A 15,470-nucleotide genomic window follows, 5' to 3' on the forward strand; every position below is an offset into this window, starting at 1 on the left:
ATCATCGAACTATGCGTAGTGCTTTCTACATTCACAAATAATTAACGCTATTTCAAGGTAAACCGTGTAGCTTTCCGTATGCATTATCTGAATTATCTTTAGTGAAGTTCGTGTAAGTGCTCTTCTCTCGCAATAGAGTGACAAAGATGAATTTGCTTTTGCCGTTTTATGCGGAGAATGTTTTTCGAAGGATCCAAATGAAATCCTCGCTTGTGAAAATGGTTTTCATGTATTGGTTCGTTAGGGTCGAAATCCTTATAGCAAGAACCCGTCCTTGGATAAGATCAAACCCAGATCCCGAAACAAGTTCGGGATGACAAAGTGAGGGACTTCCCAAACCCGCTGCCCGGATAACTTCCTCAGTTCATTGAAACCCTGAATCAATTGCCGGTTCTCTTCACGAGACCCCATACCCTTTAATCGACACCCCACCCTTAACGTCTTGCTGAACTTGTTTCAGCATCTTTATCCTAGGAGCCGCTGTACGCTTAGGAATAAAAACCCGCTGGTTGCTGATGAAAACCACGTTGCCCGTCAACGGTACACCGTCCTTCGAGATGAGCGTATGAGCCGGGTCTAGGATTGTGGGGTCTAGGGTTTTGCAAGAGCGTTAGGAACATTTCTTGGAAAGAAGGGTTCTTGGTTTTGACGCTACGCGTCCAGGTTCTTCGTTGGTTCGCCCCCGCTCAAGTAACGATTTATCCGGCGTAGTATCCCTGTTATTCAACACTTCCAGTTGATTTTGCAGGGTTTGGTTAGTTTTTGATCGACACTTTACGTAGCTTGTCAAGGACACGTTCACATTCTTTTCGACCAGCCGTTCCGTTTGATCACGGGCGGGACCGTTCCATGCATATCGTACGGAGCCGATAACGGTCCATAAGAGCCCGCTCGAAAGAATGACTCACCGAGTACAGCGTCGATGGGCTCTGACCAATCGCTCTTTCATCGGTTTGGGCAACTGGAGTGTTTTGGGCTTCTCCCGCGGCCGCGTGGCACTGGGGAATTTCCTTTTTCGCCTCCGCCTGCTTTATCTTTCCCGGTGACGACTCCCAAGCGGCTTTCAATACGTTTTGGGAAGCGGGTCGTCCAGATAGTTTTTGCCCCGAGCAGAACTGAACTCTCGGAATAATCATCCGCCCAATTCGCAAGTGTCGATTTACGCTGCGTTTCTATCAATTTCACGAGTGACTGGATATACTGCGCATCCAGTCACCAAGCATTTTCCTAACTCTCGGCATACTCACCCTCCGTTAGGCTGTGACTAGATTTCTCAAGGACTCGGCTACAAGTTCCAACCAGGGATTTGTCCCTTGGCGGCACATCAGTTATACCCGGTCTGCCTTTTGGCCTTGACAGTGTTCTTGAATTCAAATCCCGACGTGAATACTGGCTCTTTCTGGATTTCTATCAACAAGCAGGGAAGGGGGAGTTCATGAGATCGATAAGTGCTCGATCAAAGGTATCGCGTAGGCATTCCAGGCCTGGATCGTACAACCGCCAGCGGGAAGTATTTCCGGTAACGCCCCGTACATCTCCCTTTTTAGGGAGTTCTCAAGAGATGCTATGAACTTTTCTGAAAGGTCCGGCCTTCCGTGTCTGATTCCCGCTTCTATGGCAAGGAGAGTGGGAAGTGACCAGACAATATCGTTTTTGTCTCCCTCTCCATAATCGCCTGCTTCGAAGGTTTTTAGAGGGAGCGAGTGTATCAGCCCCGGCTCTTTGAAGTAGCCTATCTTCTCCATTTTTGCCAGCAACCTCTCCCCGGCTTCTCTCTGGATGAGACCCATGGACAGTGGGTAAATCTGTATAAAGTGACCCTCAAAATACCCCCTTTTTGGGCTGAGGGCATCGTAAAAAAAGCCATCTTTGCCGTACCAATCTTTTAGAAACTCACGATCGTATCTTTCCAGAAGCCCAGCAGCGAATTGAGAGTTTTTGAGGTCTTTCATCATGCTCGAGTCGCGTAGCTCTTTCAACATCGAGTATAGCCAGCAGGCGGAATCCAACAGAGCAAATTCGCCACTGATGGGTACTTCTACGATCCCTTCACCCTGAGGATACAGCTTTCGCGAAAGGTGACCGGAAACGTGTGAAAGGGCGCTGTCTACAAGTTCTAAAAGCTCTGTTTTAGAGGTCTTTATCGCGTACTTCAGGGCCAGATAGGCAAAAGCGATTATCTCGTTCATTCTTCCGTGAGCGTATATCCTGCCCGCGGTTGTAACTTCGTGAGGGGTCAAGCCGTTGCCGAATTTCGCGAGATTGTCTATCGTCTTTCCCACAAGCTCCAGCATGGGCGTGTCGAGCAGTCCTAGGCAAGTATAGACTCCGTCGACCCCGAACCACCAGGGAAACTCTCCCAGTCCAGCTACAAATCCGCATCCCGCATCTCTCTCGAAGAAGAGTTCAAGCGCTCCGGCCCTTGCCCAGAATGGTATCGAGTCTTGGAATGCTGGAAGATATCGCCGGTTGTATTCCTCTCGCTCGAGGTGGTATCGTTCGTAATCCTCTTTCCCGGGTCTGCCCAGACCAATAACCGTTTCAAGATCGCCCTTTTTGCTGATCTTCAGCCAGTCGCCTTCTACCGCGGCCTCTCCGTTCACTTTTACGAAAGAACTCATGCCCTCGCATTCGCGCCAGACGATCGTGTCCCGGCCTCGATTCTCCACTTTCAGAGAGATGTTTCCAGAAGGTTTGTCTTCGAGCCACACTAGGTCCAGTTCTTTTCTGAGGCTGAACTCGATCCTGGCACGACTCTCAATTCTGATGGCGATAAGTGGCCGTTCAGGGTGGGCAAGAATCCTGAGATCGGCGCCGGGATAGTGAACAACGCGTTCGGAGACTTTGTTCTGAAAGCCAGTCGGCGAAACCCTCTTTCCATTGAGCGTGAGAGAATACGAAGAGAAAAGCCTGTAGTTATCCAGCCAAAACCCGGCCATCTTTCCCTTCAAGTGCCAGCCCATGTTTTCTGCGTTACCGTCGATTCCGCCAAAAAAATATGCCCTCCTGCCCGCCACGTAGTAGTTAAAATTATCCATCAGCCTTTCACTCCGGATGAGACGCCCGTATCTATGAACTGCCTCTGGAAGATCAGGAAAATGATTATCATGGGTATCGTCATCATTATGGAAGCTGCCATCATATACTGCCAGTACGTATAGTAACTTGTCCGGTAGAAATCAAGCCCCACAGTTAGGGTAAACATCTCCTTTCTCGAGGTCATGAGCAACGGCCAGAGAAAGTCGTTCCATGTGCCGACAAAGATGTATATGGCCAGTGCCGAAAGGGCCGGTCTTGAGATTGGGAGCACGACTTTGAAATAAGTCTTGACTATCGAGGCGCCATCGATTCTCGCTGCCTCTTCCATCTCCTTGGGAATACCCATGAAGAACTGCCTCATCAGAAAGATCCCGAAGACACCGGTTAGCTTGGGCAGAAAGAGGCCGTAATAAGTGTTCACGAATCCGAACCTCACCATAAGGTTGTAATTGGGTATCAGGGTGACGTGACCGGGGATCATGAGTGTGGCCAGAAAGAGTGCGAACCACAGATCCCTCAGGGGAAAACGCAACCTCGCGAAGGCGTAACCTCCGAGTGCATCGAAGATAAGGTGGCCAACTGTTACCAGCGTGGCATAGATGATCGTATTAAGTATCCATCTGGCGTAGGGCGTGATCTTGAAGACCTGTACGTAGTTCTCGCCGGTAGCGGGGGCTCCAAAAAACTCTGGAGGCCACTTGAATAAGTTTATCTCGGGGGGCCATTTCATTATATCCGTACCCCTGGTCACACCGTTGTCGGTGTATCTCATAGGAGTGAGAGATACTATGGCCGACCAGATGAATGGAAAGAGCGAAACGACCGCATAGAGAATCAGCACCGCGTAGGCGACAATCAGACCAATCTTGATTTTTTTCTTCATGCAATCGCCCCCTTAGAAGTACGATTCTTCCTTAATCAGTTTGCGCTGAAGCGTGGTAATAGCGAAAATTATCAGAAAGAGGACCATCGCGATCGCCGAAGCATAACCCATCCTCTGATATTCGAAAGCGTTCTTGTATATGTAATAGGAAATCGTTATATTCCGCATGTTTTTTATGAGGAAGTATATCTGGTCAAAAACCTGCAGACAACCGATGATTCCCATTATCGATACGAAAAGCATCTGAGGCTTGAGAAGGGGCATAGTGATCTTCCAGAAGGTCTTCCAGAATTTTGCCCCATCGAGCTGAGAGGCCTCGTAAATGGATAATGGAATGCTCTGCAGCGCGGCCAGAAAGGTTATCATGAAGTAACCGGCGGTGGTCCATATATTCATGACCATAATTGCTCCGAGGGCCGTATTCGGTTCATTGAGCCAGTCAACGGCCTGAAAACCGAACGTTGAAAGGAGCCTGTTCAAGACACCGGGCTTGGAGTATATAAGCCAGAAGATCATGGAAATAGCCGCGGAAGAGGAAATTGCAGGCAGGAAGAAAACCGTCTTGAAGAATCTCTGCCCCATGATTTTCATGTTAGCCGCCACTGCCAGGAGCATAGCTAGCAACGTCTGGATGGGAACGACTACGATGGAATAGACAAAGGCGTTCTTTAGCGAGATCCAGAAATACTGGTCCTTGAACATCTCCCTGAAGTTCTTGAATCCCACGAATTCAGGTACATATCTCACGAAGAGCTCACTCTTTGAGGCCATGTATTTCCTCATGAAGTCTTTGACGGACACCGAACTGCTGAGCCTGCCCGCCAGAAAGTCTTCTACTATCCTGTCCACTTCAAGAAAGCTACTTACGGCTTCCTTTTGCTCTGCGTTCAGTTTCACCCCAACATCCAGTGTCAAGAAAGTCACCGGTTCAAAAAGAGAGAGTAGCTCATTCTTGACAAGCCCTTCTTCATCGGGGAAAACGCCCAGATGAAATGAAACGGATTCTTCGGGGACGAAGGTCATATTGAATTTTTGGGCTTCCAAGGGCTGGTAGTTGGTGAAGCTGTAGTACAGGCCCGCGAATACAGGGTAGATCGTGAAGATCAAGATGGTGATTATTATAGGCGCTGCGAAGAGATAACCAACCATGGCTTCTCTCGTTTTGAAATTCAGCTTCATATCTTCACCCCAAAAGAGATCCGGGCGGATTGTGATCCGCCCGGCAAGAGACAGGTTATTCGGCTACCCAGACGGGATAATTCTCTTCGATAAGCGCAAGAGCTTCTGAGAGGCTCACTTTCTGATAGAAGAGATCCTTCAACAGCGAGTTGAGCTGGTCGTGAGCTCTGGAGAAAATTCCGCTTGGTGTCTTAACCATCCAGGGAATACCATACTCCGCGCCTCTGTAGAATGCCTGTTTCGTTGGATCGGTATCCTTTTCAGCGTTCTGTATGTTGGAGGCCAGTACTCCTGCTTCCGCGACAAACCGCTCCTGTCCCTTCGTCACAAGGAACTTTAAGACTTCCCAGGCTGCATCCTTGTTTGGAGTAGTTCTGTTTATGCTCCACGAGACCGTATAGACCATCGTCGACTTCTCAATAAGATGCGGCATCTCGACTATGCCGGTGTTCTTCAGAACTTCGGGGTAATCGCCAGCGAGGAATCCGATAGTCCAGGGGCCGGTCATCGCCATAGCCACACTTTCCTTTCCGTAAGCTTCTCCAATCCACCCTGCACCCAGGTTTGCCGGCTCCTGAGCGACTCCATACTTGTTGACCAGATCGAGATAGAAATTGAGGCCGAACTTGGCATCCGGTTTACCCAGAGCTACGTTTAGATTCTCGTCAACGATGTCTCCGCCTGTTCCATAGACAAAAGGCAGTGCCCTGTTGAGATCGGCCGCAAGAACTAGAGGGGTTTCAAAGCCTTTTCTCTTGAGTTGAAGAGCCTTATCAAGCATATCGAACCAGGTGTCTTCGTCCGTAGGGTAGGCGACGCCGTACTGATCGAATATCTTCTTGTTGAAAACAAGCGCAAGGGTCGAAAAGTCCTTCGGGATTCCGTAGATCCTATCCTCGTACTTGAAGGCTTCGATGAGATTTGGGTAGAACCAGTCGATGTCGAAATTGACGTCTCTCTTGATATATAGATCTAGCGGAAGGAGCACATTCTGCTTGGCCAGTTCTTCGAACCAGAAGGCTTCAACATAGAAGATATCGGGAGCGGTGCCAGCAGAGTATTGGGTGACAAGCATTTGCCTGAAGTCCCCTGGTATGGGCTGCCATTCGACCACGATATCTGTTTGCATGTTGTTGAATTCTTCGACGTTCTTCATTATGACGGCCTCTTCAACAGGGTTTCCAGGCCAGCCGCTGATTCTGATGTTCGTGACCCCCAATGCCATTAGTCCAACTACCAAAACAACGCTTACCAGCAAAAATCTTTTCACACTAAACCCTCCTTTTCAGGCGTCCAGCGCCTTGGATATTACGAGAACAGTTCCTATAGACCACAGTTGAGGTGAGCAACTTGTCGGATATTCAATCAACTTTCCAGATGTTTCAGATACTGACAGACCGCTAAAGAGCTCGGGGAGGCGATTGTCATGATGTTTATCCTTCGCTTTCAACAGATCCCTTGCCAGCTGTCTGGCCTTTTCGTAAAAACCGTATTTAATTAAGCCAAGCATAATCAGTGAGTTGTCGTGTGGCCAGACGCTTCCGTTGTGGTACGAGAAGGGATTGTAACGCCTCATTTTGCTGGAGAGCGTTCTTATCCCCCATCCTGTGTATAGTTCTTCGGAAAAGAGACGGTTCACCAGCGCCCCGGCTCTCTCTTCGTCCACTATGCCCGTCATTAGGCAGTGTCCAGGGTTAGATGTTATTGAATCGACCGGATTCTTGTTTTTATCCAGCGCCGTAGCGAAGTAGTTTTCGCTCTCCAGCCAGAAATCGCGGTTGAAGTTTTCTTTCAGGGCCGCCGCCTTCAAAGCATACAGAGTTGCCCTTTCTCCGTCCTCAAAGAGAGCCATAAGTTTTTCAAGACATTTGAATGTATCATACAGATATCCCTGTACCTCTACTAGCGCCAGTGGAGGCTCTGCCAGCCTGCCGTCTGAAAAGCTCACGGAGTCGGCGGAATCTTTCCAGCTCTGAATAGAAAGACCGCTGCCTGAAGGCGCGAATTCGATGTATCCGTCGTTATCGAGATCAGCGTAAGTATCAATCCATTCGGCAGCTTCCATGATGCTGTTTTCGATAGATCTTATAAAGTCCCAGTCGTTAGTCTGCGAGTAGTACCTGTGGGAGAGCATAATGAACAGAAGAGTCGCATCGATCGATCCGTAGTATCTTTCGAAAGGTAGCTTTCCGGTTAGCGATAGTTCATTCAGACGGGTTTCATGAACGATCTTGCCGGGCTGCCCTTCGGTCTGGCTGTCTTCTTCTTTGCTTTGAAGGTAAGTATGCACCTTAAGTATGTTTTTTGTTATTTCGGGAAGGAGATCCACAGTCTGGAGGCCAAAGATAAGGCTATCCCTTCCAAAAACAGTGGCGTACCAGGGTAGGCCTGCACCTGGAAAGTCACCGTAGATTGTGGGAATCATGAGCATTTTGAGATCTCCCAGTTCCCTTTCATCCAGCAGCGAAGTCTTTTTGACAGGCACAATATCCTTCACGGGTCTTTCAGACAACATCTTCTTGAAAACAACGTCCTTCTTCACGTATTTGCCGAGTCTCAATTTCCCGGATACGCTCGCACCCTCGCCTGGCCGGATTTCCAGAGAGCGCGCGGACAGAGAGTTCTCAACGGTATCTCTTTCGAGGTCGCTCTCATATTGAAAACTCCTCGATGAAGAGGAAAGAATCCTCGAGCTTTCCAGCTCATTGTACGAGTCGTTCTCTCCCCTTACTGAGAAGATATCTTCGAAAACACAATTAATATCATATTCAAAAGATATCCGAACTTCTTCCAGCGAATAGCTCCTCACCGTGAGCTCTGCGTGAAGAGTGTTCCCTTCTGCCCGGAGACTTTCTGAGACTGCGATATCATAATGCAGGATTCCCGGCTTTGAACGCCCCAGATAATGGGTTTCAATCCCGTCCCATGAAAAATCTGTGTGTAGTCTTCTGAGCGTGAGCGAGGACTTTAAAATCATTCTGGATATGAAACGGGTATCCTCCAGATAAAGTCCGGCCGCCTTTTCACTCTCGCAGTCGATGATACCTCTGTCATCGGTAACTACCATAAGGTTTCCGTTCTTGAAAACCTTCATTTCCCAACCTCTGAGGATTCTCTGACGATTAGCTCGACCGGAAGAATCGTCGTTTCTGTGTGGTCTTCGGATATGAGTCTGACAAGATTGATAGCGGCCCTTCTTCCACCTCGTCTATTGGCTGGTGAACCGTTGTCAGAGAAGGTGAAACGTCCGATGAAATGGGAATATCGTCAAATCCAACGACAGGCAGAGAAACTCCCGCCTCTTTCAAGGCCTTCAACGCGCCGATGGCCATGAGGTCTGAAGCCGCGAAGATTCCGTCGAATTGGCCAAGGTGTTTTTTCGTTATCTCGAAGCCGCTCTTTTCAACGAAATCTCCATTGCGGACGTGGAAGGTGAAATTCATTTCCTGCGCCGCTTTTTGAAAGCCGCGTTCCCTCCATAGAGAAACGCTTTGATCGGCGGGGCCGTTTATGAAGAGAACCTGCGAGCAACCTTTTCGGGCGAGGTACTTCCCTGCAATATACGCACCTCCTTCGTTATCGGTATCTACGAATGAAATGTCTTTGTCTCTTTCGTTTCTACCGACGGCCACAAAAGGTATGTTCCGCAATTTAAGAAAGTCCACTCTTTCGTCTTCGTTTTTCAAGTCGAGTACCACAAATCCATCCACCAATCTTTTGTCTGTGAATACACGGTAAGTATCTATCACAGAGTTATGTGGTTCGTCGGTTGTCAGTATAAGATGGTAACCGAGGTGACTCAATTCGAGCGAGGTCTCTCTCAAGAAGATCGAAAAATACGGATAGGTGAAGAGATAATCGGCGCTGTGCGGAACAATAATCGCAATCATCTTCGTCTGCTGGCTTCTGAGGCTTCGTGCCTGCTGATTTGGCACGTAACCCAGCTTGCTTATTACACTTTCAACTCTCTCGCGGGTTTTAGCAGATACCTTCTCTGGATTGTTTATTACCCGGGAAACAGTCGCCGTAGATACTTTAGCCATCTTCGCTATTTTGGATATGTTTATATTCATATAAGCAACTCCTGGAAAAGATGTAATCGATTTCAATGTAATCGATTACATTATATAGAAAGTTGGTTTTTAACAACAAACATGAAAGTAGACAATTTGCAGGCATTTTTCCTGTTTATTCATGTGTAAAGACGATTGTACGGTTTTTCCTCACTATACGGGCAAATATGGCAAAATTCCATAATTTCTCGATATGAGAAATGTGAGTAGTCTCGCTGGTTCTCTCGAGAGCAGTTTCAGGTTAACAATTTCAGAGCGGGATGCTGTGGGCATTGACAAGAGACTGAAAGCGATGTGTTCAGAAGCTTGCGGCGGACTATATACTTATGTTTCCACTCTCCATATCGAAAAGCATCAGTGCCATGCAACCTTCTGATCCAATATTTAGCTTGTGAACCAATAATACAAAAAACTCACTCATCATATTGTCCCTTGCCCTCGTGACTCCATTTTCTGCATTCAATCAACCTAGGGATCAGGATACCAGGAGATAGACTCTTGTTGTTGAGGTTTCCCTGGTCCTCCGTGACCGCAGACCCATCCTTCGAGCAGAGCGGCCCGACTCTGATGAAAACAACGTCGCCCGTCAACGGTCAACCAGTTTCTCTTGCTCTTACAAGCCCCAAACCTCTGACCCCCAACCACGGTTTCTAAAAAAAACCCAGATCCCGAAACAAGTCCGGGATGACAGCGTTTGGTTGTTTCGAAACCGATACTTCTTTATTTCATACCCTTCTTTATCCTGCCTCGTCCTTCTTCCTCAATTCTGGCCTCACTATAGTCCGTTGATTTCCTTTTCAAAACTGTCCGATCAGACATTAGCAAATCTATTTCATTCGACCTTTTCTGAGTTGAACGCTCCGCACTCATGATAATCCCATTGGAGATCACAATCATCAGAATTAACTGTCAGAGAGGTATAATCAAGTTAAGCTGCATCTTCTGAGAATGACGACGCGGGTGTTGAGGTGGAACCACGGTGGATAAGAGCAAGAAGCAATATCGAGCAGTAACTAATAAAAAGAAAGTTCTTGACAAAATCAACGGACATGACGCTCTTCTTATACTAAAAGCCTTGGCCAAAGAAGATCGGAGCATTGCAAAACGTATTGAAGAAATTGCATTGGAATACCTGCGTGATATAGATGTTGAGAACGTTGCTTCTCAAGTGTACTATGCGTTGGAAGGAATTGAAGTTGAGGATCTTTGGGAACAATCAGGCAGCATGAGGTATGGGTACGTGGAACCGTCAGAGAGAGCGTGGGAAATGTTTGAAGAGGCTTTAGAGCCATTCACAAATGAACTGAACAAGTATCTCGACCTTTCACTGGACAGCGAGGCGAAGAATTACTGCATGGGCATCCTGAAAGGAATAAACCAGTTCGGCAAAGAATCAACATCTCAGTTCAAAGACTGGGCCGAAGATGCTCCAGATGAGTTTTTCGAAAGGGTCTTGGATGACTGGAAGAAGGGCTGCAAAATGCCTGAACATATACAGGAAATGGAAGACTTCATCAAACGGGGTCTGGGAACTGACGGTTTGGACGAAGACTAACAATGGCTGGCAGTATGGAAGAAAAGGTCGTTCTTAATCCCTTCCTTCGTGACAGACTCCATTTTTTACATTCAGTTAACCTTAGGGAATAGATACCAGGTGATTGTTCGTCGTTTCAGAGGTAAGAGCCTTGTTCTTGGTTGTAAGGAAGCCCTCGGCGGACGCAAGGCTGCCTTCGCCAGGAGGCCTTCTCAGGTCAACAGTCCACCGTCCTCCGAATCGGAATGTCGGCGAAGATTGTGCAGGGACGCAAGGCCGACTGAGTCGGGAAGTGAGGCTGCTGCGCAGGCCGGTCGCACTTCGTGCGGCCAGTTCCGCTTCGCGGGGAAAGAGCAGCTTTGGTATAAAACGCTGTACAATGCGAAGAACCGTCCTAGGAAATGATTAAAAGTTAAGAGAGATGGAAAAAAACAATTAATCGAAGTCAATCTCTTCAATTTCTCCTTCTGATGACCGCTGTTTCATCTTCGAAATTGATCTCTTCTCTTATTGATTCTTAACCCTGACACATTTCGCGAATCAACCTCAACTTTCATTTCCGATAAACTGCCGATAAATTTCCGATAATCCATATCTTCGATTCTTGTTTGAGGGATCGAGTACTTCGAGAAAGCCATCTTGGACCCACTTATTTACTATATTTCTAACCATCCTGTCCGAAAGTCCCAGGTTGTTTGCCAGTTCTCTTACTGTCAAGGAATCTTTTGAAGCGAACATAGAGAGTTTATTCTTCTGCCTATGGTCAAGTCTTCTCAAGAGCACTGGATCTGCAGGAATCGCTCCTTGAGTGAGAACTTGCTTTCCAGCTGCTTCGAAAACCTTTGCAAGCAATTCTACGAAGTATCCAATCCAGCCGGTAAGATCGGCGTTCTCTCTTCCCTCATAATAATTGTGATGGGGGTGTGTCATAAGAGAGTTGTAGTAGAGCTGAAGGTTGCGAGCATGATACTCCTCGACAGAAAAGATTCCGTTCAGTCCATAGCCTCCCCTTTGAAGAATGAAGGTGGACAAGAGCCTTGCAGTTCTTCCGTTTCCGTCGTAGAAGGGATGTATAGTAACGAACTGGTAGTGAACGAGCGCCGCGATAAGTGGAACCGGTGTCTTATTCCGGGCATCATGTTCCCAGTTAACGAGTCCCCCCATCAGTTCTGGAACGTCCTTTGCTTCGGGAGGAAGGTAGATGATCGCATTAGTGAGGGAGTCTCTTATTACGTTTTGTTCAGTTCGATAAGCAGACGGCTTTGCTCTGAGACCCTTCTCGACAATCGAGTGCGTTTTCTTTATTAGGTATTCATCGAACGATCTCAGTCCTTGAGCCCACTCCTCGATTTTGAGAAGTGCATCCCAATAATTCTTCACTTCCCTTGAATCTCTTGCTCTTTCTTGGATAATTCTTTGATTCTTGACCACCTCGCGCGCTTCCTGAAGAGTCAGGCGATTACCCTCTATCTGTGTTGAAAAGTGCGCTGATCTGATTCTCGCGCTCTCTCTTATTCGCGCAAGAGAGCTGAGAGGAATCTGCGCGTTCTCCAATTGAATCCTTATCTTTTCTATGGTCATAAGATCGGCCGCTATCTTATCGGTAATTGAGTACCTGGGGACCCATCTGGTTTTCATAGGAATCTCTCCTCCCATCACAGTTCAATTATACTAGACTTCCGATATACTTCCGATAAATGGAAGTCAAAGATCACTTAAGAGGCCAGAGCGGAGAGAATAGAGGTGTGAAGATCAAAATCATTCCACAACCGCACTTACCGTTATGGTGAAATAGGAGCCTTCCTTCGTACCTTCGTCCCAAAGCATAAACCAGTCCATAGATATGATCGAGAGCGCTTGAGAGGACAGAAGGCATCTTTCCAAATGAATCTGTCTGAAAACCCAGAAGATCGTTGAGTTCAGTTGAAGCCCTTTGCGTTTGCGAAAACCTGTCAGAAATAGTGTAGATTATTGCTTGGGAGGAAATCCTCAATAAGAAGCCATTTCCAGAGAGGAATCAGCTCAATGGTCTTGTCGTGAATCTTCAGCGTGTCTTCAATGTCGCTGTTGAGAAGTATCCTGCGGGATCTGTCGCCCTCGAATTCGAGTAATCCCCGGAGTTCACGTTCTCTCAAAGCGGGATCATCAAGATTTGACATTGTGACATTAATGACCAGATCGCCAGTTCTTCCAGAGGAGACGAAATCAACTTCGGTTTTGTCAGTCTTCCAGAAAGTCACCTTATAGCCCCGCCTCAAGAGCTCTAGAAAGACAATGTTCTCTCCATCTCTTCCATAGTCATCAGTGAGCGGCTTGACAACGGCTTTTCTCAGGCCAGTGTCGACGGAATATACTTTTCTTGGGTTGATTAGGGCCTTCTTGACGGAATTCGTATGAAGCTCTACTTCAAACAATATGTATGCTTCCGATAGGTGCGACATGTTCTCCGAAATTGTGCTGGTTGAAGTCTTTCCCGAGGTCTGTTCGAGAGCCTTCTGTATTTTTCTATAGCTCAAGAGATTTCCGCTGTTCTTCAGAGCATAGAGCGCGATTCTCTTTGTAAGCAGAGCGTCTCTGATATTCCAACGCTCTACGATGTCCCTGTATATGATGTCGTCGAAATATGCCTCGAGAATCTTTGTCCCGTTTTCTTCCGGGAAGCTCAAGAGAATCTCAGGAAAGCCTCCAGAATCCAAATAACTGAACAGCAGATTCTTGATGAGATCACTCTTGAGTTCAATTGAAAGCGAGGAGACTTCAATTCCCTTTGATCGCACAAAGTCCGCGAATGAAAAGGGCAAAAGAGTCAGATCTATGTGCCTTCCTGTCAACAGCGTTCCAAACTCCTTGGAGGAAAGCTTTGAAGATGAGCCGGTAACAATGAATTTGACCTCTCCGGACTCCCTGTAAGTCTCTATCCATTGCTCCCAGCCTCGTATATGCTGGATTTCATCGACAAACATGTAGGTTTTTCCAACGGGATTGACTCTCTGCCTGTAAAGCCTGTAGAGTTTTTCAAGAAGGACAGGTGTTTTCTCTTCCATCGAGAGAGAGACATCTTCAAGGTTCAAGAACAGAAAGGAGAGTTTATCAACAGATTCTAGGAGCTTTCTGTACACAAGCTTAAGAAGAGATGATTTGCCGGATCTTCGAGGCCCTTTTACGATCTGCACGAAATTGCTGTCAAGAAATTCTTCAATCTCACCGACCTCTCTTCTGTAAACAAGGTCCGGAAGGGATCGATCTTCCCAGTAATTCCATCTTGCAAGGACGGAAAACATCTGTTGATCTGTCATATTAACCACCTGTCAATTAATGACCTTTATAACAAACATATTTTAGCATAAGTGACCAGTATATAGAACAGTATTTCAATTCATTTCTGTGGAAAGATTATTATAAGGAATTTAAGGCCCCATCAAAAACCCAGATCCCGAAACAAGTTCGGGATGACAGAGTAAGCAGTTACGAAGGGTCGGTACGGGAATTATATAGTGAGAGTCTCACAGGAATGATGCATAGAAGAATTTCCAAAAAGCCATTGTTAGTTGACGCAGTGAGAGCTGCGGGAAAGCCGCTAATGAATAACGATGTTTGATGATTTTCGGAAATTCCGGCAAACTCCGGGGTTTCCACACAACATTCTGCAAGATAGAATTACTTCTTTGTTGTAAAACTATATATTGGACCAATCACCGGCAGCGAGCCCTCGTTCTTAAGCGCGCAGCGGCTCTTCAGAAGCCAGTCTGCTTCGCAGGAAGTGATGCCCGGAGAAACGTCCGGGGAAGTGATGCGCCGAAAAGCATCGGCGGAAGTGATGCCACCTTCGGTGGGATGCAATGCACTGAAGAGCATCATTGGTCGCAAGACCGACTGAGTCGGGAAGTGAGGCTGCTTCGCAGGAAGTGATGCCCGGAGAAACGTCCGGGGAAGTGATGCCACCTTCGGTGGGACGTAATGCACTGAAGAGCATCATTGGTCGCAAGACCGACTGAGTCGGGAAGTGAGGCTGCTTCGCAGGAAGTGATGCCCGGAGAAACGTCCGGGGAAGTGATGCCACCTTCGGTGGGACGTAATGCACTGAAGAGCATCAGTGGACGCAAGGGCCGCTTCGCGGGGAAAGAGCTACTTACAATATAACGCTGGCCGCTGTGAAGAGCCGTCCTTAGTCCTTCGTCCCAGATCATGGACCCGTCCTTGGGAAGAGCCTGAGGTCAGAGGCAAGAGCTCGGAAGAGCGAAGAGATCTTGATTTTCTTACCTCAAGCCTCATTCCTCTTACCTCTGATGCGCCTCGTCGTCGATTGCCCAAGAACGAAGAACAGATACTCGCTCTGGAACGAACAACGGGTTCTCCTCGGAGAACCGTTCAACGGTCAACCAGTCTGTTTTGCTCTTCCATATTACACCGCAACCGGTGAGTAGCCCAGGGGGATTTCACCCCCAGGCTCTCTCAGAACCGGACTTGAACCTCTCGATTCATCCGGCTCCCATTATCCAGCCATATAGAATATCCCCATTGTCCAGTGTACAAATAGATGAGGCTCTCTGCGAGCAAGAGCTTCTAGCCATTTACCCGCTTTTGTACGACCTCTTCTTTTCTTGTACTTGTTTCTTACCCACTGAACTAAGGCTTTGTTTAGCCGACTCAGTACTGTATACATTTCAAATTTGCGAAAGTGTCCGTAGTAGTTTATCCACCCTCTTATTACCGGGTTGATCCTTTCTGAGAGTTCTTCAATACTCAGGTATGACTTGGTTTG

General features: G+C 47.4%; 11 protein-coding genes. 1 reads left to right on the forward strand and 10 read right to left on the reverse strand.

Annotated elements, in window-relative coordinates:
- Positions 1–830: 830 nt before the first annotated feature.
- The 7 genes from RJ60_RS16560 to RJ60_RS11610 all read right to left on the reverse strand — a co-directional run bounded on the left by RJ60_RS16560 (position 831) and on the right by RJ60_RS11610 (position 9,174).
- On the reverse strand, positions 831–1,136 hold the full coding sequence (locus RJ60_RS16560; protein ID WP_374704115.1) for a putative immunity protein: 306 nt from the start codon (positions 1,134–1,136) through the stop codon (positions 831–833).
- 297 nt (positions 1,137–1,433) lie between these two features.
- Entirely contained in the window at positions 1,434–3,038 is a 1,605-nt protein-coding gene (locus RJ60_RS11585; protein WP_103134779.1) for a glycogen debranching protein, read from the reverse strand.
- On the reverse strand, positions 3,038–3,922 hold the full coding sequence (locus RJ60_RS11590) for a carbohydrate ABC transporter permease (protein ID WP_103134780.1): 885 nt from the start codon (positions 3,920–3,922) through the stop codon (positions 3,038–3,040). The genes RJ60_RS11585 and RJ60_RS11590 overlap by 1 nt, the downstream gene beginning before the upstream one ends.
- 12 nt (positions 3,923–3,934) lie before the next feature.
- Positions 3,935–5,101, reverse strand: a complete 1,167-nt coding sequence (locus RJ60_RS11595) for a carbohydrate ABC transporter permease (RefSeq protein WP_103134781.1) — start codon at positions 5,099–5,101, stop codon at positions 3,935–3,937.
- 55 nt (positions 5,102–5,156) lie between these two features.
- Positions 5,157–6,371 carry an extracellular solute-binding protein gene (locus tag RJ60_RS11600; protein ID WP_103134782.1) on the reverse strand — a complete coding sequence of 405 codons (1,215 nt, stop codon included), beginning with the start codon at positions 6,369–6,371 and terminating at the stop codon, positions 5,157–5,159.
- Between the two features lie 15 nt (positions 6,372–6,386).
- Positions 6,387–8,195 carry an amylo-alpha-1,6-glucosidase gene (locus RJ60_RS11605; RefSeq protein ID WP_103134783.1) on the reverse strand — a complete coding sequence of 603 codons (1,809 nt, stop codon included), beginning with the start codon at positions 8,193–8,195 and terminating at the stop codon, positions 6,387–6,389.
- Positions 8,196–8,223: 28 nt separating this feature from the next.
- The gene (locus RJ60_RS11610; RefSeq protein ID WP_258006294.1) at positions 8,224–9,174 is read right to left on the reverse strand and encodes a LacI family DNA-binding transcriptional regulator; all 951 of its coding nucleotides are present in this window, start codon (positions 9,172–9,174) and stop codon (positions 8,224–8,226) included.
- A gap of 979 nt (positions 9,175–10,153) precedes the next feature.
- Here RJ60_RS11610 and RJ60_RS11615 point away from each other — a divergent pair.
- Positions 10,154–10,729: a hypothetical protein gene (locus tag RJ60_RS11615; RefSeq protein ID WP_103134784.1), complete on the forward strand. Its 576-nt coding sequence runs from the start codon at positions 10,154–10,156 to the stop codon at positions 10,727–10,729.
- 525 nt (positions 10,730–11,254) lie between these two features.
- Here RJ60_RS11615 and RJ60_RS11625 read toward each other — a convergent pair.
- The 3 genes from RJ60_RS11625 to RJ60_RS11640 form a co-directional block, all read right to left on the reverse strand.
- Positions 11,255–12,346 carry a Fic family protein gene (locus RJ60_RS11625; protein WP_103134786.1) on the reverse strand — a complete coding sequence of 364 codons (1,092 nt, stop codon included), beginning with the start codon at positions 12,344–12,346 and terminating at the stop codon, positions 11,255–11,257.
- Between the two features lie 314 nt (positions 12,347–12,660).
- A complete protein-coding gene (locus RJ60_RS11635) occupies positions 12,661–14,004 on the reverse strand; it encodes an ATP-binding protein (protein ID WP_103134788.1) in 1,344 nt (447 codons plus the stop codon).
- Positions 14,005–15,200: 1,196 nt separating this feature from the next.
- A partial coding sequence (locus tag RJ60_RS11640; protein WP_308410916.1) for a group II intron maturase-specific domain-containing protein occupies positions 15,201–15,470 on the reverse strand: 270 nt, incomplete at its 5' end.

This window comes from Mesotoga sp. B105.6.4, assembly GCF_002896535.1.
Taxonomy (GTDB): domain Bacteria; phylum Thermotogota; class Thermotogae; order Petrotogales; family Kosmotogaceae; genus Mesotoga.